Source organism: Agrobacterium fabrum str. C58, assembly GCF_000092025.1.
In the GTDB taxonomy this organism is placed as follows: domain Bacteria; phylum Pseudomonadota; class Alphaproteobacteria; order Rhizobiales; family Rhizobiaceae; genus Agrobacterium; species Agrobacterium fabrum.
In genome coordinates this window covers 1,749,571-1,773,641 of sequence record NC_003063.2, presented here as the reverse complement: position 1 = coordinate 1,773,641, position 24,071 = coordinate 1,749,571, and the positions used below count along the sequence as shown (strand labels likewise).

Annotated in this window: 19 protein-coding genes and 1 pseudogene; 17 read left to right on the top strand and 3 right to left on the bottom strand. The window is 54.3% G+C overall.

The genetic code is table 11. The features are described from left to right. Positions 1–11 precede the first annotated feature (11 nt). Together ATU_RS21685 and ATU_RS21680 are read right to left on the bottom strand one after the other, a co-directional pair. A complete protein-coding gene (locus ATU_RS21685) occupies positions 12–992 on the bottom strand; it encodes a mannonate dehydratase (RefSeq protein WP_010974020.1) in 981 nt (326 codons plus the stop codon). A gap of 66 nt (positions 993–1,058) precedes the next feature. Continuing rightward, complete coding sequence (locus ATU_RS21680) at positions 1,059–1,772, bottom strand: FadR/GntR family transcriptional regulator (RefSeq protein ID WP_010974019.1); 714 nt, start codon at positions 1,770–1,772, stop codon at positions 1,059–1,061. A gap of 206 nt (positions 1,773–1,978) precedes the next feature. Between ATU_RS21680 and ATU_RS21675 the strand changes: the two genes are divergently transcribed. The 16 genes from ATU_RS21675 (at position 1,979) to ATU_RS26940 (ending at position 22,581) form a co-directional block, all read left to right on the top strand. After that, positions 1,979–3,007 carry an ABC transporter permease gene (locus ATU_RS21675; RefSeq protein WP_006312458.1) on the top strand — a complete coding sequence of 343 codons (1,029 nt, stop codon included), beginning with the start codon at positions 1,979–1,981 and terminating at the stop codon, positions 3,005–3,007. After that, entirely contained in the window at positions 3,004–3,903 is a 900-nt protein-coding gene (locus ATU_RS21670) for an ABC transporter permease (RefSeq protein WP_006312459.1), read from the top strand. The genes ATU_RS21675 and ATU_RS21670 overlap by 4 nt, the downstream gene beginning before the upstream one ends. Further along, positions 3,890–4,735 carry an ABC transporter ATP-binding protein gene (locus tag ATU_RS21665; RefSeq protein WP_010974018.1) on the top strand — a complete coding sequence of 282 codons (846 nt, stop codon included), beginning with the start codon at positions 3,890–3,892 and terminating at the stop codon, positions 4,733–4,735. Before ATU_RS21670 ends, ATU_RS21665 begins: the two co-directional genes overlap by 14 nt. Then, a complete protein-coding gene (locus ATU_RS21660; RefSeq protein WP_010974017.1) occupies positions 4,732–5,469 on the top strand; it encodes an ABC transporter ATP-binding protein in 738 nt (245 codons plus the stop codon). The genes ATU_RS21665 and ATU_RS21660 overlap by 4 nt, the downstream gene beginning before the upstream one ends. Before the next feature lie 266 nt (positions 5,470–5,735). Beyond that, positions 5,736–7,802 (top strand): ATP-dependent helicase, encoded by a 2,067-nt coding sequence (locus ATU_RS21655; protein ID WP_010974016.1) that lies wholly within the window; start codon positions 5,736–5,738, stop codon positions 7,800–7,802. 144 nt (positions 7,803–7,946) lie between these two features. After that, positions 7,947–8,516: a dTDP-4-dehydrorhamnose 3,5-epimerase gene (gene rfbC, locus ATU_RS21650; protein ID WP_010974015.1), complete on the top strand. Its 570-nt coding sequence runs from the start codon at positions 7,947–7,949 to the stop codon at positions 8,514–8,516. 2 nt (positions 8,517–8,518) lie between these two features. Then, positions 8,519–9,574 (top strand): dTDP-glucose 4,6-dehydratase, encoded by a 1,056-nt coding sequence (rfbB, locus tag ATU_RS21645; protein WP_010974014.1) that lies wholly within the window; start codon positions 8,519–8,521, stop codon positions 9,572–9,574. Between the two features lie 4 nt (positions 9,575–9,578). After that, positions 9,579–10,472: a dTDP-4-dehydrorhamnose reductase gene (gene rfbD, locus ATU_RS21640; protein WP_010974013.1), complete on the top strand. Its 894-nt coding sequence runs from the start codon at positions 9,579–9,581 to the stop codon at positions 10,470–10,472. Further along, complete coding sequence (gene rfbA / locus ATU_RS21635; protein ID WP_010974012.1) at positions 10,469–11,335, top strand: glucose-1-phosphate thymidylyltransferase RfbA; 867 nt, start codon at positions 10,469–10,471, stop codon at positions 11,333–11,335. The genes rfbD and rfbA overlap by 4 nt, the downstream gene beginning before the upstream one ends. Before the next feature lie 86 nt (positions 11,336–11,421). Next, on the top strand, positions 11,422–12,303 hold the full coding sequence (locus ATU_RS21630) for a glycosyltransferase family 2 protein (RefSeq protein ID WP_010974011.1): 882 nt from the start codon (positions 11,422–11,424) through the stop codon (positions 12,301–12,303). Positions 12,304–12,457: 154 nt separating this feature from the next. After that, on the top strand, positions 12,458–14,821 hold the full coding sequence (locus tag ATU_RS21625) for a glycosyltransferase (RefSeq protein WP_010974010.1): 2,364 nt from the start codon (positions 12,458–12,460) through the stop codon (positions 14,819–14,821). An 816-nt stretch (positions 14,822–15,637) separates the two neighbouring features. Next, positions 15,638–16,714, top strand: coding sequence for an NAD-dependent epimerase/dehydratase family protein (locus ATU_RS21620; RefSeq protein WP_010974008.1), 1,077 nt, complete (start codon positions 15,638–15,640; stop codon positions 16,712–16,714). A gap of 54 nt (positions 16,715–16,768) precedes the next feature. Then, complete coding sequence (locus ATU_RS21615; RefSeq protein ID WP_010974007.1) at positions 16,769–17,689, top strand: glycosyltransferase; 921 nt, start codon at positions 16,769–16,771, stop codon at positions 17,687–17,689. Next, positions 17,689–19,542, top strand: a complete 1,854-nt coding sequence (locus ATU_RS21610; protein ID WP_010974006.1) for a methyltransferase domain-containing protein — start codon at positions 17,689–17,691, stop codon at positions 19,540–19,542. The genes ATU_RS21615 and ATU_RS21610 overlap by 1 nt, the downstream gene beginning before the upstream one ends. After that, complete coding sequence (locus tag ATU_RS21605) at positions 19,542–20,660, top strand: acyltransferase family protein (protein ID WP_010974005.1); 1,119 nt, start codon at positions 19,542–19,544, stop codon at positions 20,658–20,660. The genes ATU_RS21610 and ATU_RS21605 overlap by 1 nt, the downstream gene beginning before the upstream one ends. Positions 20,661–20,949: 289 nt before the next feature. After that, positions 20,950–22,581, top strand: a complete 1,632-nt coding sequence (locus ATU_RS26940; protein ID WP_272872550.1) for a rhamnan synthesis F family protein — start codon at positions 20,950–20,952, stop codon at positions 22,579–22,581. Positions 22,582–22,656: 75 nt separating this feature from the next. On the opposite strand, the pseudogene ATU_RS21595 reads toward ATU_RS26940, so the two are convergent. Next, a pseudogene (locus tag ATU_RS21595) lies at positions 22,657–22,806 on the bottom strand (integrase core domain-containing protein); the annotation flags it as partial. Between the two features lie 74 nt (positions 22,807–22,880). On the opposite strand from ATU_RS21595, the gene ATU_RS21590 reads away from it, so the two are divergent. After that, positions 22,881–24,070, top strand: a protein-coding gene (locus ATU_RS21590) for an IS3-like element ISAtu5 family transposase (protein ID WP_113519821.1) whose coding sequence is annotated in 2 segments (ribosomal slippage) — positions 22,881–23,133 and positions 23,133–24,070 — 1,191 coding nt in all. Because the reading frame shifts where the segments join, the coding sequence is not laid out codon by codon here. Position 24,071 lies beyond the last annotated feature (1 nt).

The window sequence follows — 24,071 nt, the reverse complement described above, 5'->3', positions numbered from 1 at the left end:
GACCCAAAAAGTCAGAGATGTTTGTTATCCAGCGCTTCGATAAGCGCTGCGATGTAGCCGTAACAAAAACCGAAAGCGACACCGACAGGATCACGGCCGGCGATCGTCGGCACATGGTCAGGCATGATCATGTAGCGATAGCCGAGTTCGTGATAGAGCTTCAGCGAGCGCACCATGTCCATATCGCCTTCATCGGGGAAGGTTTCCATGAAGGACAGCTTGCCGCCGCTGATATTGCGGAAATGGACGTTGAAAATCTTGTCGCGGCTGCCGAACCAGCGGATGATATCGTCGATCTCCTCGCGCGGATTGTCGAGCATCTCGCCGATGGACCCCTGGCAGAAATTCAGACCGTGATAGGGATTTTCACGCATCTGCACGAATTTCTTCAGCCCCTCGATGGTTCCAAGCACACGGGTGACACCCTTGTAGCCGGGCGGTGTGTAGGGATCATGCGGATGGCAGGCGAGGCGCACCTTGTTGCTTGCGGCAACCGGCACCACGCGCTCGAGGAAATAATCGATGCGCTCCCAGTTCTCGTCTTCGGAGAGAACGCCGGCCAGACCCGGATCGGCATTGTGGTCGGCCTTGTCCCACCGCCAGGCTTCGTTCAGCGAACCGCCGCGGCCAAGTTCCATTTCGGTGCGCGGAATGCCGATGAGGTTGAGATTGTATTTCGCCGCCGGAATGCCGGCTTTGGCGATATTTTCAATCATCGTGCAGACGGCGTCGATCTGCCGGTCACGCTCCGGACCGGCAAGCAGGATATCCGGATACGATGCCTGTTCGATGGGACGGGACGGCAGCGGCAATTGCACCATGTCCAGAACGAGGCCGAAGCTTTCGACCTTGTCGCGCAGACGCTCGAAGTCGTCCAGAACCCAGCTAGCGGGTTTTCCGGGCGGGTCAGCGCTTATGTTTTTGACACCGAGCTGCGCCCAAACCTTGAAATCCTCATCATCGCGCGCAGCAACCTGGGTACCGACATACATCGATTCTCTCCTCTCCCATGCAAGTCATCATATGACATCGCATGAAATAAGATGAGTGTCGAGATGCTATTGCGCTTCCGAAAGCAACCGGTACCGACGCTGGCTCGCAAGCATGTGCTCACGCATGGCTTTTCGTGCCGCCTCGGGATCCTGCTCTACGATGGCCCGCAGGATAGCCTCATGCTCTGCCTGCACCTTGCGCAGATAATTCGCATTGCCGGTTTCCGGCAGCGTCGGAAATTGACCACGCGGAATGGAGCGTGAGCCGAACTGGCGAAGAGCCTCAAGGTAAAAGCGGTTATTGGTGGCAATCGCGATGGCGGAATGAAACTCGTAATCGGCATCGACAGTGGTTTCGCCGGCGTCGATGGCGCGCGCCATTTTCCTATGCGCCGCAGAGATTGCAGCCTCCTGCTGGGCCGTCCGGCGATAAGCGGCAATCGCCGCCGCCTCGCCTTCCGTCGCAAGCCGGAATTCCAGCATTTCCAAGGTTTCGGCGATCGTGCCGACTTCCGATTGCGTCAGCTTCACGCCGGTCCATTCGCTGGCATTGCTGACGAAAACACCCTTGCCCTGGATGGGAACGACATAACCCGCAGACCGAAGGTCGGCGATTGCCTCGCGCACTACCGTCCGGCTCACGCCATAGGTCCGCTCAAGCTGCGGTTCGGTGGGCACCTGGTCACCATTTTTCAGTTTTCCACTGCGAATTTCTGCGCTGAGATTATCGATGATCTGTTGTGCCCGCCTCTCCCGCGGCCTCGCCTTATCGCCAATCATGCCACTCTTCCCTCTTGCAGAATACGAATCCCTTCGCTACTCATATGATGACATGACAGCACGTCATATGTTTTCATGTTAGCTCAGGGAGGAGTTGGGATGAAGTACCATCAAGAGTTTTTACAGAGGAGAATTGCGCGTCTGCGGCGAGCGGCGTTTGCGTTCTCCGGCACTGAAGGGCTTCCTGCAGGAAAGCGCGGCCAGCAATGACTGAGATTTCCCTGCGCGGGCTTGGACATCGTTTCCTGCAACTGATCGTCAGCCTCTTCATCCTGCTCTGCATCACGTTCATCATCGGCCGCGTCATGCCGACCGATCCGGTCGGCGCGATCGTCGGCGAGCTTGCCGATCCCAAAGCCTATGAGGCGATGAGGGCACGGCTTGGTCTCGATCTGCCGCTCTACCAGCAGTTCTTCATTTATCTGCGCGGCCTGCTCCATGGCGATTTCGGCATTGCGATCCTGACCGGGAACCCGGTGACCCGCGATCTGGCACAGGCCTTCCCCGCCACCTTCGAGCTCGCCACGCTCGCCATCATCATTTCCACCATCATCGGTGTTCCGCTAGGCCTCGCTGCCGCCCTCTTCCGGGATACGTTCATCGACAAGTTCGCGCGCGTCTTTGCGCTGGTCGGACATTCGATACCGGTCTTCTGGTTCGGCATCGTCGGCCTTGTGATTTTCTACGCCAGCTTCAACCTCGTCGGCGGACCCGGTCGGGTCGATGTTTTCTACGAAGGCATCGTTGAACCGAAAACGGGGCTGATGCTCGTCGACAGCCTGCTTGCGGGCGAAACGGAAATCTTCTGGAACGCGCTGTCGCACATCATCCTGCCGGCCATCATTCTGGCCTATATGGCAATGGCCTATATTACCCGCATGACCCGCGCCTTCACGCTTGAGCAGCTTAGCCAGGACTATGTGATCGCCGCACGGGCAAAGGGCGTCAGCCCGACACGGACGATAACCCGGCATGTGCTTCCCAACATCGCCGTGCAGCTGATTACCGTTCTCGCAATCTCCTATGGCAACCTGCTGGAAGGCGCCGTCGTTACCGAGATCGTCTTTTCCTGGCCTGGTATCGGTCAGTACATGACTAACGCGCTGCTCATCGGCGACATGAATGCCATCCTTGCGGCCACAATCGTCATCGGCTTCATCTTCATGTTGCTCAATTTCCTTGCGGATCTCGCCTACACAACGCTCGATCCGCGGACGCGGGAGGTCGCACGATGACCGACATCACCCACACCAATCCCGTTCCTCGCCGCAGCGCCCTCTCCCGCCTGTCAACCACCACGGGGCGCACGCTGCGGAAGCTCGCGGACGAACCGCTTGGCATGTTCGGTTTTGCAATCCTGGCCATTCTGGTTCTGGTTGCGGTTTTCGCGCCACTGATTGCCCCGTTTGACCCGGCCAGCCAGGTTCTCGAAAACGCGCTTCAGCCTCCGAGCTGGGCGCATCTGGCCGGCACCGACGAATTCGGCCGCGATATTTTCAGCCGGCTCGTTTATGGCACCCGCATCACCATCCAGACCGTGCTTTCGGTCTCGATCATCGTTGGTCCGATCGGCCTCGCCATCGGTGTGATGGCCGGTTTCTTCGGCGGACGCACCGATGCGATCCTGATGCGTGCCACCGATATCGTGCTGTCCTTCCCGTCGCTCGTTCTGGCCCTTGCCTTTGCGGCCGCCATGGGTGCCGGTCTCGGTACGGCGATCATCGCCATATCGCTGACGGCCTGGCCGCCGATTGCGCGCCTTGCCCGTGCGGAAGCGCTGGTCGTTCGCAATACCGACTACGTTGCCGCCGCCCGCCTTTATGGTGCCTCGCCGCTGCGCATCCTGTTTTTATACATAGCGCCGATGTGCATTCCCTCCGTCATCGTGCGACTGACGCTGAACATGGCCGGCATCATCCTGACCGCGGCTTCGCTCGGCTTCCTGGGCCTCGGGGCGCAACCGCCGCTGCCGGAGTGGGGAGCCATGATCTCGAGCGGCCGCAAATTCATGCTCGACTACTGGTGGGTCGCCGTCATGCCCGGCATCGCCATCCTGCTCACGAGCCTTGCCTTCAACATCGCCGGCGATACGCTGCGCGACCTTCTGGACCCGCGCCATGCCCGCTCCTGATAGCTCCCCCATCCTCTCGGTCCGCAACCTCAATGTCCGGTTCGGCCGCAACAGCATTCCGGCCGTGTCCGATGTCAGTTTCGATGTCGGCCGCGAAAGGGTCGGCATCGTCGGTGAGTCCGGCTCAGGCAAGTCAACGACCGGCCGGGCGGCCATGCGGCTTCTGCCAAAAAGCGCCACGGTAACCGCCGAGCGCATGGATTTCCTCTCGCAACCGCTGCTCGAAAAATCCGAGCGCCAGATGGGCGCGATCCGCGGCAGCGAGATGGCGCTGATCATGCAGGACCCGCGTTATTCGCTGAACCCGGTGCTGCCGATCGGAAAACAGGTGGCGGAGGCGGCAGAAATGCATCTGGCGCTTAAGGGTGCGGCGGCAAGAGACGCTGCACGCAATATGCTGCTGCGCGTCCGCATCAGTGACCCCGACCGGGTGATGGGGCTCTACCCACATCAGATTTCGGGCGGCATGGGGCAGCGCGTTATGATCGCCATGATGCTGCTGGCAAAACCAAAGCTCGTCATCGCCGACGAGCCGACCTCGGCTCTCGATGTGAGCGTGCGCAAGGATGTCCTGCTGCTGCTGGATGAGATGGTGCGCGAGAACGATGCCGGCCTGATCCTCATCAGCCACGACATCCGCATGGTCGCAGCCTTCTGCGAGCGCGTTCTGGTCATGTATGGCGGGCGCGTGGTGGAGACACTGACGAAGCTCGAAGATGCGCAGCATCCCTATACACGGGGCCTGATCGCGGCGATGCCCGATCCCCGCAATCCCGTCCGGCGCCTCAAGGTGCTGGACCGTCAGGCAATCGATGCGGAGGTGCTGCGATGATCACGGTGGACAAGCTTGATGTCGTCTACGGCACGAAAGAAAACCAAAACCACGTCGTGCGCGGCGTCAGCCTCACGGTCAATAAAGGCGAAACGCTCGGCATCGTCGGCGAGAGCGGTTGCGGCAAATCGACCTTGCTGCGGTCACTGGCGGGGCTGGAGGCCGGCTGGACCGGATCGATCAGCTTCAACGGCAAGCCGGTCGGCAAGCTGCGCGGCCGCGAGGAACTGAAACTGGCACAGATGGTGTTTCAGGATCCCTATGGTTCTCTGCATCCGCGCCATCGCATCGGCCGGGCCTTGGCCGAACCGATCCGCGCCATGGGTCTCGGCGACGGCTGGTCGAAAGTGCCCGCTGCCCTGCAGCAGGTCGGCCTGCCCGCACATTTTGCCGAACGGTTTCCGCATGAACTTTCGGGTGGCCAGCGCCAGCGCGTGGCCATCGCCCGCGCCCTGATACTCGAGCCGCCGATCCTGCTGCTCGACGAGCCGACATCGGCGCTGGACGTCTCTATCCAGGCGGAAATCCTGAACCTGCTTGCCGACCAGCGCGAGGAACGGGACCTGACCTTCGTTCTCGTCAGCCACGATCTCGCGGTCATCGCCCATATGTGTGACCGGGTTCTCGTGATGCAGAATGGAAGTTTCGTCGATGAACTGACCAAGGCAGACCTTGAAGCCGGCGTGACCCATGCGCCCTACTCCGCTGAGCTGTTCGAAAGCAGCTTCCTGTGAAAACGGAAGGGGCCGCTCGCGTCTGGATCAGTTCAGCCGGTCTCCATTTTCCCTAAAGATTCGCCGAGCGTTACTTCTGCCGTAACGCCGTGGCATCACGTCGGAATCGGCCAAAAACAGCAAAGGCCATGCGTTCAGCATTTGTTCTAGCTTCATAAGTGAGTCTTTGCTAATCATCGCAGCAACGACGCGACCGGTGGACCGATACCGCCGTGGCAATTTCTGAAGCGACCCTCGTGGATGCGCGAATATTAGGGAATGCGAGGATGGCGGTTGCCTATCTGGACAAGTTGAACGAGCAGCAGCGCAAGGCGGTGGAACACGGTGTCGGCCTGGCGGATGGAGAGACGGCCGGTCCGCTGCTGATCATTGCCGGCGCCGGTTCCGGCAAGACCAATACGCTCGCCCACCGCGTCGCCCATCTGATCGTGAATGGCGCCGATCCCCGCCGCATTCTGCTGATGACGTTTTCGCGGCGGGCTGCCTCCGAAATGTCGCGGCGTGTCGAGCGGATCTGCAAGCAGGTTATCGGGGCAAATTCGGCAATCATGACCGATGCACTGGCCTGGTCAGGCACGTTTCACGGTATCGGCGCACGCCTGTTGCGCATCTATGCCGAACAGATCGGGCTCAATATCGATTTCACCATCCACGACCGCGAGGACAGCGCCGACCTGATGAACCTTGTCCGGCACGAACTCGGTTTTTCCAAGACAGAAAGCCGCTTTCCAACGAAGGGGACATGCCTTGCGATCTATTCGCGCGCCGTGAATTCCCAGACGCCGTTAAAAGACATTCTTCGCCAACACTATCCATGGGTCGCCGACTGGCAGAGCGAACTGAAGGAACTGTTTGCAGCCTATGTCGAGGCCAAGCAGATCCAGAACGTGCTCGATTACGACGATCTCCTGCTCTACTGGGCGCAGATGGTCAGCGATCCCATTCTGGCTGATGATATCGGCAACCGTTTCGACCATGTGATGGTGGATGAATATCAGGATACCAACCGGCTGCAGGCCTCGGTGCTGATGGCAATGAAACCCGGTGGCCGCGGCCTGACCGTGGTGGGCGACGATGCGCAGTCGATCTATTCGTTCCGGGCCGCGACGGTGCGCAACATCCTCGATTTTCCGGCGTGCTTCAACCCGGCGGCCGATATCATCACGCTGGATCGCAACTATCGCTCGACGCAGCCTATTCTGGCCGCCGCCAATGGCGTCATCGACCTGGCGCGTGAACGTTTTACCAAGAACCTGTGGACAGAGCGGCAGTCGCTCGAGCGCCCGAAGCTCGTGACGGTGAAGGATGAAACCGAACAGGCGAATTTCATCATCGACCAGATTCTTGCCAATCGCGAAACCGGCACGACGCTGAAACAGCAGGCCGTGCTGTTCCGCACCTCTAGCCACAGCGGCCCGCTCGAAGTTGAACTCACCCGCCGCAATATCCCCTTCGTCAAATTCGGCGGCCTGAAATTCCTCGACAGCGCCCATGTAAAGGACATGCTGGCGGTGCTCCGTTTCGCCCAGAACCCGCGCGACCGCGTCGCCGGTTTCCGGCTGCTGCAGATGCTGCCAGGCATCGGGCCGAAGAAGGCCGGCAATATCCTCGATACGATAGCCCCGGACCCGGAGCCCCTGCTTGCCCTTGCCGAAATTCCACCGCCGCCGAAGACCGGTGACGACTGGACGGCTTTCACGCAATTGCTAGTGGGGCTGCGGCGGGGCCCGAACGGCTGGCCGGGCGAAATCGGCTTGGCGCGCCTGTGGTACGAGCCCCATCTCGAACGCATCCATGAGGATGCCGACACCCGCAAGGCCGATCTGCAGCAACTCGAGCAGATCGCCGGCGGCTATCCTTCACGCGAGCGTTTTCTGACCGAGCTGACGCTTGACCCGCCGGACGCCACCAGCGATCAGGCCGGCGTCCCGCTTCTCGACGAAGACTATCTCAGCCTCTCTACCATCCATTCGGCCAAGGGCCAGGAATGGCGTTCCGTGTTCATCCTCAACGTGGTCGATGGCTGTATACCCTCCGACCTCGGGGTCGGCACCAGCCAGGAACTGGAGGAAGAGCGCCGGCTACTCTACGTCGCCATGACCCGCGCCAAGGACAACCTGTCGCTGATCACCCCGCAACGTTTCTTCACTGGTGGGCAGAGTTCTCAGGGCGACCGGCATGTCTACGCTGCCAGAACCCGCTTCATACCGGCGACATTGCTGCAGTTTTTTGAGACGATGAGCTGGCCGTTGGTTTCGATTGCAGCTTCGGAGCGGAGCGCTCAGCAGATCCGGATTGATGTGGGGGCAAGGATGCGGGCGATGTGGAAGTAAGAAGGGCCGCTGACCGTCAACATCATCGTCCTTTATGCACTAACGAACCATACCCTTGTGTAGGTGATCAAGAAAGCGTTATTGACTGTCCGTCCCGATAAAGCCATATCACCTTGAGTAGGCAGATGAGACAGGATCCGCGAAGTGCAACTAGAAGTATTTCCGATATCAGGCTTGAAAAAGATAATCCCGGCTCGTTTCGGCGACAACAGGGGCTACTTCAGCGAGGTTTTCAAACGAGAGTGGTTTCGCGAAAATGTAGCGAATGTAGAGTTCGTACAAGATAATGAATCCCTGTCCGCCCAAGCCGGAACCGTTCGCGGACTCCATTTTCAGACAGAACCTTTTGCGCAGGGCAAACTTGTTCGATGCATTCGTGGGCGACTGCTCGATGTGGCGGTCGACATCAGAACAGGCTCACCCACCTTTGGTCAGTGGGCCGCGGTCGAGCTGTCACCGGAAAACGGTGAGCAGCTTTGGGTGCCGGCTGGGTTTGCCCATGGCTTCATGACGCTCGTTGCAGACACGGTTATCTCATATAAGGTAACCGCCCCCTACAGCGCAGCGCACGACCGCGGCGTTAAATGGGACGACCCTGCCATCGGCATCAACTGGCCGAACGTGGCCGACTGCGTGCTTTCCGACAAGGACGCCAAGCAACCGCTCCTGTCCGAATTGCCCGAATATTTCACCTACCGAAACACCGAGAACTGATGATGCGCGTTCTAGTTACCGGCGGCGCCGGATTTATCGGCTCAGCCCTCGTACGTTACCTTGTAAGCGAGGTCGGTGCGGATGTCCTCACTGTAGACAAGCTGACTTATGCGGGGAACCTAGCCTCCCTCAAGCCCATTGAAAACGCGCCGAACCATCGTTTTCTCCAGGCCGACATATGTGACCGAGCCGCAATGAATGACGCCTTCGCGACATTTCAGCCGGATTATGTGATGCACCTGGCCGCCGAAAGCCATGTCGATCGCTCCATAACCGGCGCCGCTGATTTCATTCAGACCAATATAAACGGCACTTTCACAATGCTGGAAGCAGCGCGGCAATATTGGAGCAGCCTTGCGGATGACGCCAAGGCGAATTTCCGCATGCTTCACGTCTCCACCGACGAGGTTTACGGCTCGCTCGGAGACGACGGCCTTTTCGAGGAAACAACGCCTTACGACCCTTCCTCGCCCTATTCCGCCTCGAAAGCCGCAAGCGATCATCTCGCCACGGCCTGGCAGCGCACGTATGGCCTTCCAGTCGTGATCTCCAACTGCTCCAACAATTATGGGCCATTCCACTTCCCGGAAAAGCTCATTCCTCTGATCATTCTCAACGCCTTGGAAGGCAAGCCGCTGCCGGTCTATGGAAACGGCGCCAACATACGCGACTGGCTTTACGTGGAAGACCACGCACGCGCGCTTTGGCTTATCGTGCAAAAAGGCCTTGCCGGAGAAAAATACAATGTAGGCGGCAGAAATGAACAGAAGAATATCGATGTGGTAAACTGCATCTGCTCCATTCTCGATGAGTTGCGCCCGCAATCAAAACCCTATGCGAATCTCATCCAATATGTGACGGATCGTCCCGGCCACGATGCCCGCTACGCCATCGACGCGACAAAACTGGAAACCGAACTCGGCTGGAAAGCGCAAGAAAACTTCGCCACCGGCATTCGCAAGACTGTGGAATGGTACCTTGACAATGCATGGTGGTGGCAGCCGCTGCGTGAAGGTGTGTACTCCGGAGAGCGCCTTGGCGTTCTGACAAAGGGCTAATCGTATGCGGCTGGCAGTTACCGGCAGAAACGGACAGGTCGTGAGCGCCCTTCAAGCTTTGGCGGGCGCAGATCTTGAAATCGTGACCTTAGGAAGACCCGAACTCGATCTCGTGCGGCCGGAGAATGTCCTGCAGGCGCTTCGTGAGGCCAAGCCAGATGTCGTGGTATCGGCTGCCGCCTACACCGCCGTCGACAAGGCAGAAAGCGAGCCGGACATCGCTTTTGCCGTCAATCGGGATGGAGCAAAGGCGGTCGCGCAGGCGGCAAAAGAACTTGGCGTTCCCGTCATTCATCTTTCCACGGACTATGTTTTCGACGGCAGCAAGGCCACGGCTTATGTGGAAAGTGATCCGACAGGTCCTACTTCTATTTACGGACGCTCAAAGCTCAAGGGCGAAAGAGCCGTTTCGGAGGCAACCGACAATTATGTGGTATTGCGGACGGCATGGGTCTACTCGGAATATGGCAATAACTTCGTGAAAACCATGCTCAAACTGAGCGAGAGTCGCGACGAGATTAATGTGGTCGCGGACCAGTTCGGATGCCCTACCTCAGCCACCGATATTGCTGCTGCGGTGGTAGCAATTGCAAGAAAGCTCGTGGAAGATTCCTCCGCTTCTCTTCGTGGGATTTTTCATCTGTCTGGAACAGGCGAAACGACCTGGGCGAATTTTGCGAAACAGATATTCGCATTTTCAGCGGAAAACGGCGGAAAGTCGATGATCGTCAACGACATCACGACTAAGCAATACCCAACTCCGGCCCCACGCCCGGCAAACTCGCGGCTTAACTGTAGGAAGCTAGAAGAGATTTACGGACTAAAGCTTCCCAGTTGGCAAACATCAACTCGCGAGGTGGTCACCGCTCTTGCGCAGACCAAAAAGGAAAAGTCATGAAGGGCATCATTCTGGCCGGCGGCAGCGGCACGCGCCTCCACCCCATGACACTGGCGGTCTCGAAGCAGATTTTGCCTGTCTACGACAAACCGATGATCTATTATCCGCTGACCACCCTCATGCTGGCCGGTATTCGTGAGATACTGATCATCTCGACACCCCACGACATGCCTCTTTTCCAAAACCTTCTGGGCGACGGATCGAAATGGGGACTTTCAATCGAATACGCCGTTCAGCCGAGCCCGGATGGGCTGGCGCAGGCATATATGATCGGCGCGGACTTTGTGGCCGGCTCGCCATCCTGCCTTATCCTGGGTGACAACATCTATTACGGTCACGGCCTGCCCGACTTGCTTGAGAGCGGTACCAGCGTTAACGACGGCGCGACCGTGTTTGCCTATCACGTCAACGACCCGGAAAGATATGGCGTGGTCCACTTCGACAGCGAAATGCGTGCTCTTTCCATCGAAGAAAAACCGCTCAAACCGAAATCAAACTGGGCAGTTACCGGTCTCTATTTCTACGACGCAGATGTAGTCGACATCGCAGCCAATCTCAAACCGTCGCCCCGTGGCGAATACGAGATAACGGATGTTAATCGTGTGTATCTCGACCGCGGCAAGTTAAAGGTATCGATCATGGGCCGCGGCTATGCTTGGCTCGATACTGGCACCCCTGACAGTCTCCTTGAAGCCGGCGAGTTCGTCCGCACGCTTGAAAAGCGACAGGGATTCAAGATCGCCTGCCCGGAAGAGATTGCGATGACTAAGGGTTTCATTACACACGCAGATTTTGCGTTGCTAGCAGAAAACGCGGGTAAAGGCGATTACGGCGTTTATTTAAGAAAGCTTGCCGCACCTTAAAGGATGGGCAGTCATTCAGTATCTGCAGTGAGCTGCAAGCTTCCTTCCGATACACTGAACTCAAAGGTAGATTCTATTGGAGTGATATGACAGCGTTGCCACTCTCCGCCGTTACAGTGGTTTCGGTTTGCTATAACAGCGATAGGCTTATCCGGGATTTGGTTACAGCAATCCCGGACGAGACCCCTATTATCTTAGTCGACAATGGTCATACCAATACCTTTGCTGACCTCCCTCCCCACAGGAACGTGATAATTGTGAAACTCGATCACAATCTCGGGTTTGGCCGGGGGTGCAATGCTGGTGCTGACGTTGCGCAAACTCCCTGGATTTTGTTTTTAAATCCCGACGCCAGACTCAATCCGGGGGCAATCGAAGGTCTTCTTCAGGCAGCGGCCCAGTATCCCTCAGCAATTGCATTTAATCCACGAATTTATAACGAGGACGGAAGCCCGTATTTTAAGCGACGCTCATGGCTTTTGCCCCGCCAACACTACATGAAAAAAGGTTGGCCAAGCGCAGACGCTGTGGTTCCGGTGCTGAGCGGCGCAGCGCTTTTTGTATCAAAGAAGAGTTTTGATTACATCGGTGGCTTCGATCCGAGTATCTTCATGTACCATGAAGATGATGATCTATCCCTAAGGTTATCGGCTCTTGGCGAGTTGAGATTTGTACGAAACTCCACAGTAGTTCACTTTGCTGGTTATTCCTCTGGAAGATCCCCCGAGATTGCTAGGTTCAAGGCGTACCACATGGCTCAGTCAAAGATTTATGCCGGGCAAAAGCATCATCGACCCTTTGCTAAAACTTCCACCCTGTTGCAAGGCTGCCTTCTCCTTTTGTCACCGCACGTGTTTTTTTCGGCTCGACGTAGGGCAAAAGCTCTTGGATTCCTTCACGGTGCTCTTGCTAAGATCTGGTCCGAACTTTTAAACGCGGCGTCGACAAGCTCTCAGAAAAAGACTTGAGCAGAACGGCCGGATATTTGTCGACACACAAGTAATATACCTATGTGTCACAGCACACCTATAAGATGATGCGCTCGACTTGCAAACCATAATACGGTATCGCGATCAAAATGCGAAGCATTTGCCGCAACCTGTGCAGAGTTAGGAATACGATTTGGGCGGACACCGTGAAAACGAAAGCAATCAGATTGAAAATCTCTTCGCGGACATCGATTTTATATCCGGAGAGGTAGATTCACTCCAACGTGGAAATTGGGCAAGCAAAGTGTCGCTGACACGACTGCTTAAGAACCTCCTTTACTCACGCCTGCTCTACAGAATGTCGAAACTCAAGTGGTTCAGCCCGCGTCGACGCGCGCGTTTTTTCAAGTCGGCAGAGAAACGTGATCCGATGTTGCTGGTGCAAAAAGTCGACCAATTCTGCATGAAATATTATCGGCGCGTCAATCAAAATGAGGCGCTGGCAAAACGTAACGCAGAGTTAGGCAGCAATAATGGGCTCAGAGTTACCGCTATTGTTCCAAACTACAATCATGCGAAATACCTGCCACAACGCATTGAAAGTATTCTCAATCAAACCTACCCACTCATTGACATCATCATTCTGGACGACTGTTCAACCGACAACAGTCGCGAGGTCATAGAAGCCTATGTTGACAAATATCCGGGACGCATAAAGTCAATACTCGCGACGAAGAATTCAGGCAATGTATTTCGGCAGTGGCAGAATGGTCACTCCCAGGCCACGGGCGACATCTTGTGGATCTGCGAAAGCGATGACTTCTGCGAGCCAACCTTTGTAGAACGTGCAATCCGCGCCTTCAGAGACCCTAGCGTGATGCTCTCTTTCGGAAGCGTCCAATACGCCAATACCTCAGGTGAATTTGTGGAGGGACTGGATGACTACCGCGAGCAATGCGAACCGGGCATATGGGATCGCACCATCGTCCGCCCCGCGTCCGAATGGTTTTGCAAAGGTTTTGGCGTTAAAAATGTGATCCCCAATGTTGGAGGCTCACTATGGCGTCGATTTCCTATTTCCAACGAGGTTTGGATTCAAGCCTCGGAATTCAAGATTATGGGCGATTGGTTCCTATACTCCGTAGTCGCAGGAGGCGGACAAATAGCGTACGAACCCACGGCGGTCAGCTATTTTCGCATTCATCCGAATAATACGTCAGGAAAAAAAGCGCAAAGCGACCCTTCATATTATAACGAATACTTTCAAATCATGAGAGTCTTGAAATCAAAATGGCCTATATCAGAAGAAACACTCAACCGCTTTCTCGACGAAGCCTATAAGAATTTTCGACGGTCGCGTGTAAGTGGCGTAGAGTTCGAATCTATTATTAAAAGCGATGAACTGCGAGCAACTTCCCGACTGAAGCCCCACGTCTTAATTGGACTGCTCGGCTTTACGTTTGGCGGCGGCGAAATATTCCCTATCCATTTGGCAAATGCGCTCCACGACCTGGGAGTGCTCGTTTCGCTTTTACAGGTTCACACGACTGATGATCAACAGCGGGTGAAACAATTGCTAAATCCTGCTATTCCCATCTACAATGCAAGCCAGGTAAGAGAAATGGGAGTAGTTAATTTTGTGGAGCGCGCTGGGATATCGATTATTCACTCCCACGTCGCGAACGTAGATAAACTCTTCCTCGACAGCGGCCACTTGCCATGCGCATACTTCTCCACCTTACATGGTTCGTACGAAGCGATGAAAATTTCGAAGACTAGGATCAGTCGATGGAGCAAGAAGGTCGATCGTTTCGCATATTTAGCCGAGCGTAACCTTGCACCGTTTGAAGGCTTGAACATCCCAGACAGTAAGTTCTTAAAAGTACGAAATGCCATTCCGTTGGATGAGAGACCATTTCCAAAAACTCGAACCGAATTGGGAATATCGAAAGACACGATTGTCTTTTCTCTGGCAGCACGAGGTGTTGAGGGCAAAGGATGGGTCGAGACCGTTCAAGCTTACCTGAAATTGCGAGAACGCCGCCCAGACATTTCATTGGCATTACTTTTGGCTGGAGAGGGAACCAGCGTGGAAGATGCCAGAAAGATCGCGGCCAGCGATCCAACGATTCAATTTCTCGGATTCATCAGCGAGGTTCATGGACTATATCGACTTAGTGACGTGGCGCTGCTTCCCAGCCGATATCCAGGCGAGTCATTCCCGCTAAGCCTTATTCAGGCTTTTCAGGTCGGAGTTCCGTGCATTACCACCGACGTTGGTGAAATCCGAAGTATGACGACACTTGGTTCAAAACAAGCTGGCATCATTTTTCAGCCAATTGACGATACAGAAATGTTTGTGGATGAGCTTTCGCAATTCATGGAGAGAATTCTCGAAGCATCTTTGAGGGAGGAACTACGCCAGACCGCAAATAGCTTGGGTAAATGCTTTGAAATCGAACAGTTGGCATCAGAATACCTTCAGCAATACCTTTTATTGATCAAAAGCAACCATGCTGAGGAGCATGAGCGTGCAATAATGCAAGGCTCGTCCTAAAGCGTACAATCATGAAAGTTTTTGACATTTATCGTCCGGCTTGATCCAAGGCTTCAGAACAAGCTGACTATCCCTGCGTTTCGTCGGCACACTCGGGTTAGAACCTCCACGTCTTTGCACCTGAGTTCTGAAATCCTGCTGCGTGCCGGGAGAAGGACAGGTCAAGAAAACCGTCAGAATTCTCGTAGCCGCGGAGGGCAAGATGATGGACTCGTGGATTCGGGAACGCTGACCCCTTGGCCACAGCATTATCGCCACGCGGCGGCAGGATTCACTATATAGGAATCCGCCCGGCTCGAGCGCGGATGTTTGGAGTAACGAGTACCTTCTTTATGGCATTGCCCGCCATATTTGACGGCCTCGTCGAGCGGAGCAGCCAGGCTTCACCGATATGCTTGATCACCCTCGAGCTTAATTGTTATAGTGTGCCTGCATCATTTGCAAACCACGAATCAGCCTGCGGATCTATCCTGAGCGGTTGGCCGTTGCAGCGGAGGCGCAATATTCTCTAAGCATGTCAGGGCCTTTAGGACGCTAATGCAGTGTTAAGTGCAGAGGCCGCCCCACCTCATCACCTTATGAGGGCTATGCGCCTATGCGGTTGATATTTTGCCTTGTCCACACGTAGCGCTAATTCGTCGATGCCGTGTGACCGCCAAACGCGCCCTAGCGGCTTCTCATTGCGTCGATTAGTGGGGAAAATCGGCCTAGCCACGTAGATTTGTTATTTTCTGGGCTATATACGACAAAAAACATTATGCTTATGGGCGGAAAAAAGCCTGCCGACCTACGTAAAAAAATAGCCGGAGCGATTAAATGCGTGATTGTATTCTAGTAACTGGAGGTGCGGGGTTTATTGGCTCAGCTCTCAGCAAGCTAATTTGTGCCTCTGATCTGCCGGTGGTCACTGTCGATAGCTTTCTTGAGCAGGTACATCCGAGTGGAGAACGGTCCGAGTTTATGGACGACCGCGTCATTCTACTGAAGCGGGACGTGCGAGACGCGAATACTTGGGCTGACCTGCTAGCAGAATATCGACCGGTGAAGATTGTACATTTGGCCGCGGAAACGGGAACAGCGCAGTCGCTTACCGAAGCAACACGTCATGCGTCGGTAAATGTAGTAGGGACAACGGAAATGCTCGATGCGTTCGCACGCGCGAATGTTCGACCCAACCGCATCGTCTTGGCGTCAAGCCGTGCTATTTATGGTGAGGGCATGTGGCGGGACACTTCGACTGGAGTAGATTTCTATCCAAAACCTCGGACCCATGAAATGCTGGCCAAAGGGCAATGGGTACCGAGCGGCCCCAGCGGAGCGGCCGCTATACCTCTCCCGCACAACGCTTCGATTGTCGTACCACGGCCGACCAGTGTATATGGGGCGACCAAGCTAGCGCAGGAGCACGTTCTCGCTTCGTGGTGTGGAGCATTCGGAGTACCCCTGAGTATACTGCGACTTCAAAACGTGTATGGCGAAGGGCAGTCGCCTTATAACTCGTATACCGGCATTATCAATGTATTTCATCGGCTTGCTCGAGAAGGTCAGGCGATACCGGTGTACGAGGACGGGCTTATAGGTCGCGACTTCGTTCACATTGATGATGTAGTTGAAGTTATCGCACGTGTGTTGGCAGACAATAGTGGTGTTGATCACAAATTTGACGTGGGCACCGGGACGGAAACAACTATCTTGGAAGCCGCCGAAGTTATTGCTGAACTGCATGGGGCAGCTAAGCCTGTAATTTGCGGCAAGTTTCGGGACGGAGATGTCAGGGCAGCTATTGCCGACGTAGGTGCAATGCGTGCAGCAACAGGTGTTTCGTCGAAGGTATCGTTTGTCGAAGGGTCAAAGCGCGTCGGCGATTGGTTGATTCGTCGTGGACACATTTAATAGGCGCATGCTTGCCGGGCTGCGTTAGAGGACTAAGGCTAGATAGTAGGGAACATGCTTCAGTTACAAAAAACAAGCCATTGCGGCGTGTCGATTCAGGTTCAATCAATACTGTATCATGTAGATGAAGCGTCTATCGGCAGAGCTCTGGAGTCGCTCGCAAGGGCAATTGAACTTGCTGTAAGGGACGGACACTGTACCGAGGTCCGAGTGAGTTATGGCGATACGTCTGCGCAACGCTGTCTTTCTGAGGCTACCCTTGAGCGCTTCGTAGCTGAGTTTTCAGGGACGTTTGACCTATCGTATTGTTTTTTTAACGAGAACCTTGGTTCCGCTCGAGGGCACAATCGCCTATCGGAGCACGCAGATACCGACTTTCTGCTCATTCTCAATCCCGACGTAGTGGTTTCCCCACGGCTGTTCGAAAACATGCTTGCACCATTCAGCTACGAAAAGACGGGTATGGTGGAGGCTAAACAACTTCCAATCGAGCATCCCAAGGCCTACGACCCAACTACTGGCGAGACAGGGTGGGCGACGACCGCTTGCGCGCTGACCCCGACCGCTCTCTTTAACTCGATTGAGGGTTTTGATGCAGACACATTTTTTCTGTATTGCGATGATGTAGATTATTCATGGCGTATACGCGAGGCGGGATACAAGGTGATTTTCATGCCTAGTGCCGTCGTTTTTCATGACAAACGTGTCTCGCAACGAGGTGCGTGGCAGCCATCTAGCGCGGAACGTCGCTACTCGGCCGAGGCAAGTTTATTGATGGCCCACAAGTGGTCAAGACCTGATCTGGTTAAGCGAATTGCATCTGCATTTCGCAATGGTGGTTCCGACGAACTAGCCGCACTCACGAAGTTCGAGGAGAAGAAGGCCGCTGGGACGCTGCCGGCACCACGAGACGCTGCCCATCGTATTGGCGGATTCGATGGTCATTTTTATACCAAACATAGGTTTGTACTCTGATGTTGAACCCAGATGGACACTATGATCATGCATTTGAGCGAGACAACGTCTACGGCCATGCTGTGGCGTTGCTTATGCGATATCGACCCCTTGAGCCGGAAATGCAGACTAGTACCCGAACCGTTCATCTCGATCTAGGTTGTGGTTTTGGCCGAATTGCTGAGCCGCTCACAGAGATACTAGGGTGCGACTACATTGGTATTGATGGCGCGGCAGACGGTTTGCAATCGCTCAAGTGTCGTGGCTTCGAAGCCCATGAACTGCTGTTCGATACGTACGAGCAGACATTGAACGCTCTTCGAGAGATCTTGGGCGTGCGACAGGTGAGCTCATTGACAATGCTTGACACGCTCGAGCACTTGCCAAATGGCGATATGGTTTTGCGCGTCATTCGCGAGCTAATTGGGAAAACAAATGCTCCAGCGGTTATTAGCGTTCCTAATGTTGCGCACCGGGATGTTGGCTTCAAATTAGCATTCGGTCATTGGGACTATACGCGCTCGGGTTTGCTCGACCACACGCATACTAGGTTATTCAGTCGCACCTCGCTTAAGCGGACCTTTGGGACTGCCGGGTTGCATATTGTTGATCGCAACGACGTGACGTTGGTTAGCAGCGATCAATATTTCCCCAACACTCACCCAGCGCTTGCAACGGGAACAACACTTCATTCCCTTTTGAAAACCTTGCGCGAGAATGTTGATGATTCGGCCGTTGTAAATCAATTTGTAAGTTTGGTTGTTGCAGGACCGCAAGTTAGCGACCACGCTTACCTTGAAGATAGTGTGCGACACTCCGCACGTCCATTCTTGTCCATTGTCATGCGAACTCAGGGCAAGCGTCCCCACTGCTTAGATGAGGCATTGACTGCGCTAGCTGGCCAAGAAGACCGCGACTTCGAGTTGCTCCTAGTCGGGCACAAATTGTCGCTTGAACAGCAAATATCTGTAGAACGTGCGATAGAGGACAGTCCGGAGTGGCTTCGCAAGGCGACTCGGCTTATTCGAGTCCAAGATGGCAATCGGACTCGGCCACTCAACCGCGGCTTTGAAGAAGCACTAGGGGAATATATCGCCATTCTGGACGATGACGACATTCCCATGGCGCACTGGGTTTCGACTTTTCGAACACTGGCGGAAAAGAAGCCTGGCGCAATGCTCCGTGCGATTTGTGCCCGCCAAGACGTTGATACTGTGACTGTTGGTGGGAGAAAAGGGGTTCGCGCAGTCGGTGGTTTCGATCCGTATCGGGCTGAGTTCGACATTGTCCAGCACTTGGTGATGAACCAATCTCCAACGTGCGCGCTGGCCTTTCCACGGGGCGCCTTTCACGAACTCAACATTAGGTTCGACGAATCGCTGACAACCACTGAAGACTGGGATTTTTTGCAACGGGTTGCGATTGTTGTCGGGGTGAGCTCTTCCCAAGAGATCACCTCAATCTATCATTGGTGGAAGCTCACAGAGGACTCCTCACGTACTGACCACAATGAAGCTGAGTGGAAGTCAAACCACCTCGCGGTCTACCGGAAGATCGACAGCCTGCCGATCCTACTGCCGGCCGGCTCTGCGCAACAATTGCGTGATCTGTACAATCTGGCAATGACCGGAATGCCTGCGTATGAAGGAGACAGGGCGTCCTGTGTGAAGGAGATCACCGCAATTCTCACTTCGAAAAGTTGGCGCTGGTCAGTACCCCTGCGTTGGCCTGCGATGCGGAGAGGGCGAAAAGATCCTAGGGTTGAGGATCTTGCGAGTATGACAGACTTACAACTTGCAACACTCTTGGCTCGCCTACGGCGATCGGGGTCTTGGCAAAAAACGAGGATTTTCCACGGTGATCGGCGGAAATAATGAGCGTGGTTGCAACTAGAACACATGATCAGCCTGATAGTGAACAGTATGGAGACAACTTCGCCGCTATTCGACTGATCGCTGCTGTGCTTGTGGTGTTTGGCCATTCTTTTCCACTCACCGGTGGTCATGGACCGGGCTATCTGGGTAACCCGGTATCCACGCTGGCGGTGAAGGTGTTTTTTGTGATCAGCGGCTACCTAATATCGGAGAGTTGGGTCCGAGATCCGAACATGGTGCGCTTCCTTCTGCGGCGCAGTTTACGAATTTTTCCTGCTCTGATCGTTCTTTGCCTAGTCACTGTTTTCGTTGTGGGGCCAACCCTCACAGCATTGCCCGTTAGTACCTACTTCGACAAATCCGGTACGTGGAGCTATTTCTGGAACGTAGGCTTATTGCCCAACTATAGTTTGCCTGGCGTGTTTGCGAGCAACATTTATCCCAACGCAGTAAATGGCTCGCTTTGGACGCTGCCAGTCGAATTTCTGATGTATCTCATCATACCGCTTGTTCTTCTTTTGCCAATGTCGCGATATGCTGCGCTTGCTGCGGCCCTAGCGCTGTCAGCGGCTTCAGTTTGGTTCACCCGTATGCATATTCCGGATGCGCCCCCAGTTTTTTGGGGCACCAACTCGTTGAACGTATTAGAGATGGCTCCATATTTCCTCTGGGGGGCCGCATATCGATTATGGTGCAAAGGGGGGCAACACGTGAATCTGCAGGTAGCTGTACTCATGCTCCTGTTGCTCCCGCTGCTTGCCACCGATTGGCTTCGCTCCGAGGTCGTGGCGCTGATTGTTGTGCCATACCTAACTCTTGCATTCGGTCATGCTGGACCGCCAGTCTTCGCTCGGGTTGAGCGATACGGCGATTTATCCTACGGGGCATATCTTTACGGCTTTTTATGTCAACAGATTGTTGCGCACTTCCTACCTTCGGCCAATCAATCGCTAAACTTCCTCCTTGCTGTAGTTCCCACTCTCCTCCTGGGAATGCTCTCTTGGAAGCTCGTTGAAGAACCAGCTCTGAAGTTGAAGCCCCGTCGGAAGGTAAGGCGCTCAGATGTAATTGCCTCCAAAAACGCAACACAGCCGTTTTCCACGCATCCAGGGGGTTAGCACTTGATATGTACGACAGACCGTGCGCTCCATCCTCTCACGCCAAACGCTGATCTTTACGAGGACATGTCGTTAGCGCCTAAGTTGGAATGCTGTTAGTTGTGCGGAAGCATCGGCCGATAACCTCCCATAAGCGGTCGACGACCGCGATCGGTCGTTTACCGTGCCAATAGTAGGGATATTATATCTCGCCCCCCTGTGCCGTTTGTTGTTGCGCCCTTGGTAGGTTGCGCGACAGAATTATGAATAGTTATGTTTAGTAAAGGACTGCACGATGCACGGAGTTAATGTGACCACGTTCGCGAAAGAAGTGAATCGACTGATTGTGTATTTTTTTTGGGACGCCGATGGCATTGTAGATAATTATGTAATTCATGCGTTAACTTCGCTTCATGATTATGCATCAAAAATAGTGGTAGTTGTAAACGGACATGTAAACGAAGATGGTTTAAATAAACTGAGATCTGTGTCGAATACATTAATACTTAGAGATAATTATGGGCTTGATGCTTGGGCCTACAAAGCAGCGTTTGAGCAGTTGGGATATGAGTATATTGCGAGTTTTGACGAAGTTCTCGTTACAAACTTCACGTTGTACGGTCCAGTAATCCCACTTTCAGATATGTTCAAAAAAATGGATGCAACTGCATGTGATCTGTGGGGCATCGCTGGCTATAATCAGAAAACGTCCGATGGGTCAGAGGTTCAGCACATTCAATCTTTTTTTGTTTCCTATCGCAGGTCCTTAACTTCCACTAAGGATTTTGAAAACTACTGGAATCAACTCCCAAAAATTGAAACCTACGCGGATTCCGTTAATCTTCACGAGCTATCCCAGACACCATATTTCGCGGCTCGCGGTTATACTTTCGCTAGCTGGGCATCAACTGAAAAATATGCCAATGTTTCCCCAGCAAACTTCATAATCACGTGTGCAGATCGCCTGCTGGTGGAGGATGGCTGCCCATTCATAAAACGACGAGCGCTCTTTTTTTCAAATGGTCGGTTTGAACCTGGGAGTGGTATTCAAAAGATTGAGCATATAACCAACTTCATAAAAAGTCGCACCGACTATGATGTCTCTATGATTCTTGAGAACATGTCGCGAACTCAAAAACCCGTTACACCACCCTGCAGCGAAGGCGCCCTAGCTCAGAGTCCTCGTGTCTCACGTCTTCAAAAATTTAAAATGAAAATTGGATCGCGCGTTCACCCGAGCCGAACAGCTAGAAAGTCTTTCAGAAGGAAACTCGCAGAGAAGACCAGCGGCCCCGTTCCGCTCGAGCAAGAAGATCTTATTTGGAAACGCTATCTGGATTGTTTTCGTTACAAAAAGCCGGAAGCAAATTTGATGGAGACATGGGTTCCGAACATACAACACATCGGCAAATATTCCTACGCCGCACCAGACATTTGTATTGTAAGCGTAGGAACTGTGATTGGGTCATTTTGCTCTATCGGTCAAAGAGTTGTGATAGGGCATGGCAATCACCCAAAAGCGTTTTTATCGACATCGCCATTTTTCTATTTCGATGAATTAGGTTTCAAATCTCAAAAAATGCCAACCCACGACGGATTTTGGTATATCGAGCCTGTAATTATAGGAAACGACGTATGGATTGGGGATGGTGCTTGGATCAAGAATGGAGTTAAAATAGGAGATGGGGCCATTATAGGCGCGAGAGCCGTTGTCACTAGGGATGTTCCTCCTTATGCCGTTGTGGCGAAGAGTCCCGCACGAGTTATAGACTATAGATTTGACGCAGATACAATACAAACCCTTTTAGCTAGTAAATGGTGGGATTTACCGGATGATATTATTCGTCAAATTCCCTTTGATGACATTGAAAAAACAATATTGTTTTTGGCATCATTGAAAAAAAACGACGGCACCGAGATTGAGTGTGCATTAGAGATTTGACCTGCCATCAGTAGAAAGGTGGCTCGGTTTGTCTGAACAGTTCGGGGCGTTTTGCTAAGTGGATTTCCGCCTCGATTATGCTGCCACCATCATCGGTGCCAGCGCGTTGAAGTAGGTCTGATCCGGCGCCTGCTGGTCAAGGGATTAATGTGGGCGTCGGCTATTGTAAAAGGTCAGATATCGGCCGATGCCGACGCGGGCCTCGGACACGGTCTTGTAGGCGTGGTGATCTGAACTGACCTGCCACTGCGAATTTCCTCCAGAATTGATTAGAGTCCGGCCCATCAGAGGACGGACGAATGAAGAAGCAGAGATTTACGGAAGAGCAGATCATCGGTGTGCTGCGTGAGCAGGAGGCTGGCGCAAAGGCCGCCGACCTTTGCCGCAAGCACGGAATTTCAGAAGCGACGTTTTACAACTGGAAGGCCAAATACGGCGGCATGGAAGTGTCCGAGGCGAAGCGCTTGAAGGCGCTCGAAGATGAGAATGCGAAGCTGAAGAAGTTGCTGGCCGAGCAGATGCTGGACGTTGCCGCGCTCCGCGAGCTTCTTTCAAAAAAATGGTAGGGCCCGCCGCCAAGCGTGACGCGGTCACGCATCTGAAGGCCGTTATGGGGCTTTCGGAACGGCGGGCCTGCCAGATTATATCCGCCGACCGCAAGATGATCCGCTACCGATCCTGCCGACCACCGGAAGTCGAGCTGCGATTGAGGCTGCGCGATCTGGCCAATGAGCGCCGGCGTTTCGGATACCGACGGCTGTTCATTCTGCTTCGGCGCGATGGAGAGCCGTCCGGCGTCAATCGCATCTATCGACTGTATCGCGAGGAAGGTCTTTCCGTTCGCAAGCGGAAAGCCAGGCGGCGCGCTGTCGGCACCCGTGCGCCGATTCTCGTCGAAGCAAAGGCAAATGCCCGCTGGTCGCTGGATTTCGTCCACGATCAGTTCGCCTGCGGCAGACGTTTCCGCGTGCTCAACATTGTCGATGATGTGACGCGCGAATGCCTGGCGGCGATCCCGGACACCTCGATCTCCGGCCGCCGTGTGGCTCGTGAACTGACGGCACTGATACCACGGCGGGGGAAACCGGGAGTGATTGTTTCGGACAACGGCACAGAACTCACCTCGAACGCCATCCTCGCCTGGTCGAAAGATCACAAGGTTGACTGGCACTACATCGCACCAGGAAGGCCAATGCAAAACGGCTATGTCGAGAGCTTCAACGGCCGCATGCGTGACGAGCTGCTGAATGAAAGCCTGTTCTTTGGTCTCGACCATGCCCGCAGCGCTATTGCTGAATGGGCGGACGACTACAACCATTTCCGACCGCACTCATCGCTCGGATACCAGACCCCGGCAGCCTATGCCGGAACCATCGCCGCAACCGGCTCCAACGCCACGCAATATGGAAGCTTCGCGTTTCCGCCGGTTGCTCACACCGCGCCATTTGGCGTATCAAAAACCGCAGAGGCTCTAATCGCTGCCGGATGAA

Coding starts and splice junctions, on each gene's coding strand:
- ATU_RS21680 (WP_010974019.1), bottom strand. CDS start 1,772: ATGATTGGCGATAAGGCGAGGCCGCGGGAGAGGCGGGCACAACAGATC.
- ATU_RS21670 (WP_006312459.1), top strand. CDS start 3,004: ATGACCGACATCACCCACACCAATCCCGTTCCTCGCCGCAGCGCCCTC.
- ATU_RS21660 (WP_010974017.1), top strand. CDS start 4,732: ATGATCACGGTGGACAAGCTTGATGTCGTCTACGGCACGAAAGAAAAC.
- ATU_RS21665 (WP_010974018.1), top strand. CDS start 3,890: ATGCCCGCTCCTGATAGCTCCCCCATCCTCTCGGTCCGCAACCTCAAT.
- rfbA (WP_010974012.1), top strand. CDS start 10,469: ATGAAGGGCATCATTCTGGCCGGCGGCAGCGGCACGCGCCTCCACCCC.
- rfbB (WP_010974014.1), top strand. CDS start 8,519: ATGCGCGTTCTAGTTACCGGCGGCGCCGGATTTATCGGCTCAGCCCTC.
- ATU_RS21675 (WP_006312458.1), top strand. CDS start 1,979: ATGACTGAGATTTCCCTGCGCGGGCTTGGACATCGTTTCCTGCAACTG.
- ATU_RS21610 (WP_010974006.1), top strand. CDS start 17,689: ATGTTGAACCCAGATGGACACTATGATCATGCATTTGAGCGAGACAAC.
- ATU_RS21615 (WP_010974007.1), top strand. CDS start 16,769: ATGCTTCAGTTACAAAAAACAAGCCATTGCGGCGTGTCGATTCAGGTT.
- rfbD (WP_010974013.1), top strand. CDS start 9,579: ATGCGGCTGGCAGTTACCGGCAGAAACGGACAGGTCGTGAGCGCCCTT.
- ATU_RS21655 (WP_010974016.1), top strand. CDS start 5,736: ATGGCGGTTGCCTATCTGGACAAGTTGAACGAGCAGCAGCGCAAGGCG.
- ATU_RS21605 (WP_010974005.1), top strand. CDS start 19,542: ATGAGCGTGGTTGCAACTAGAACACATGATCAGCCTGATAGTGAACAG.
- ATU_RS21685 (WP_010974020.1), bottom strand. CDS start 992: ATGTATGTCGGTACCCAGGTTGCTGCGCGCGATGATGAGGATTTCAAG.
- ATU_RS21630 (WP_010974011.1), top strand. CDS start 11,422: ATGACAGCGTTGCCACTCTCCGCCGTTACAGTGGTTTCGGTTTGCTAT.
- ATU_RS21620 (WP_010974008.1), top strand. CDS start 15,638: ATGCGTGATTGTATTCTAGTAACTGGAGGTGCGGGGTTTATTGGCTCA.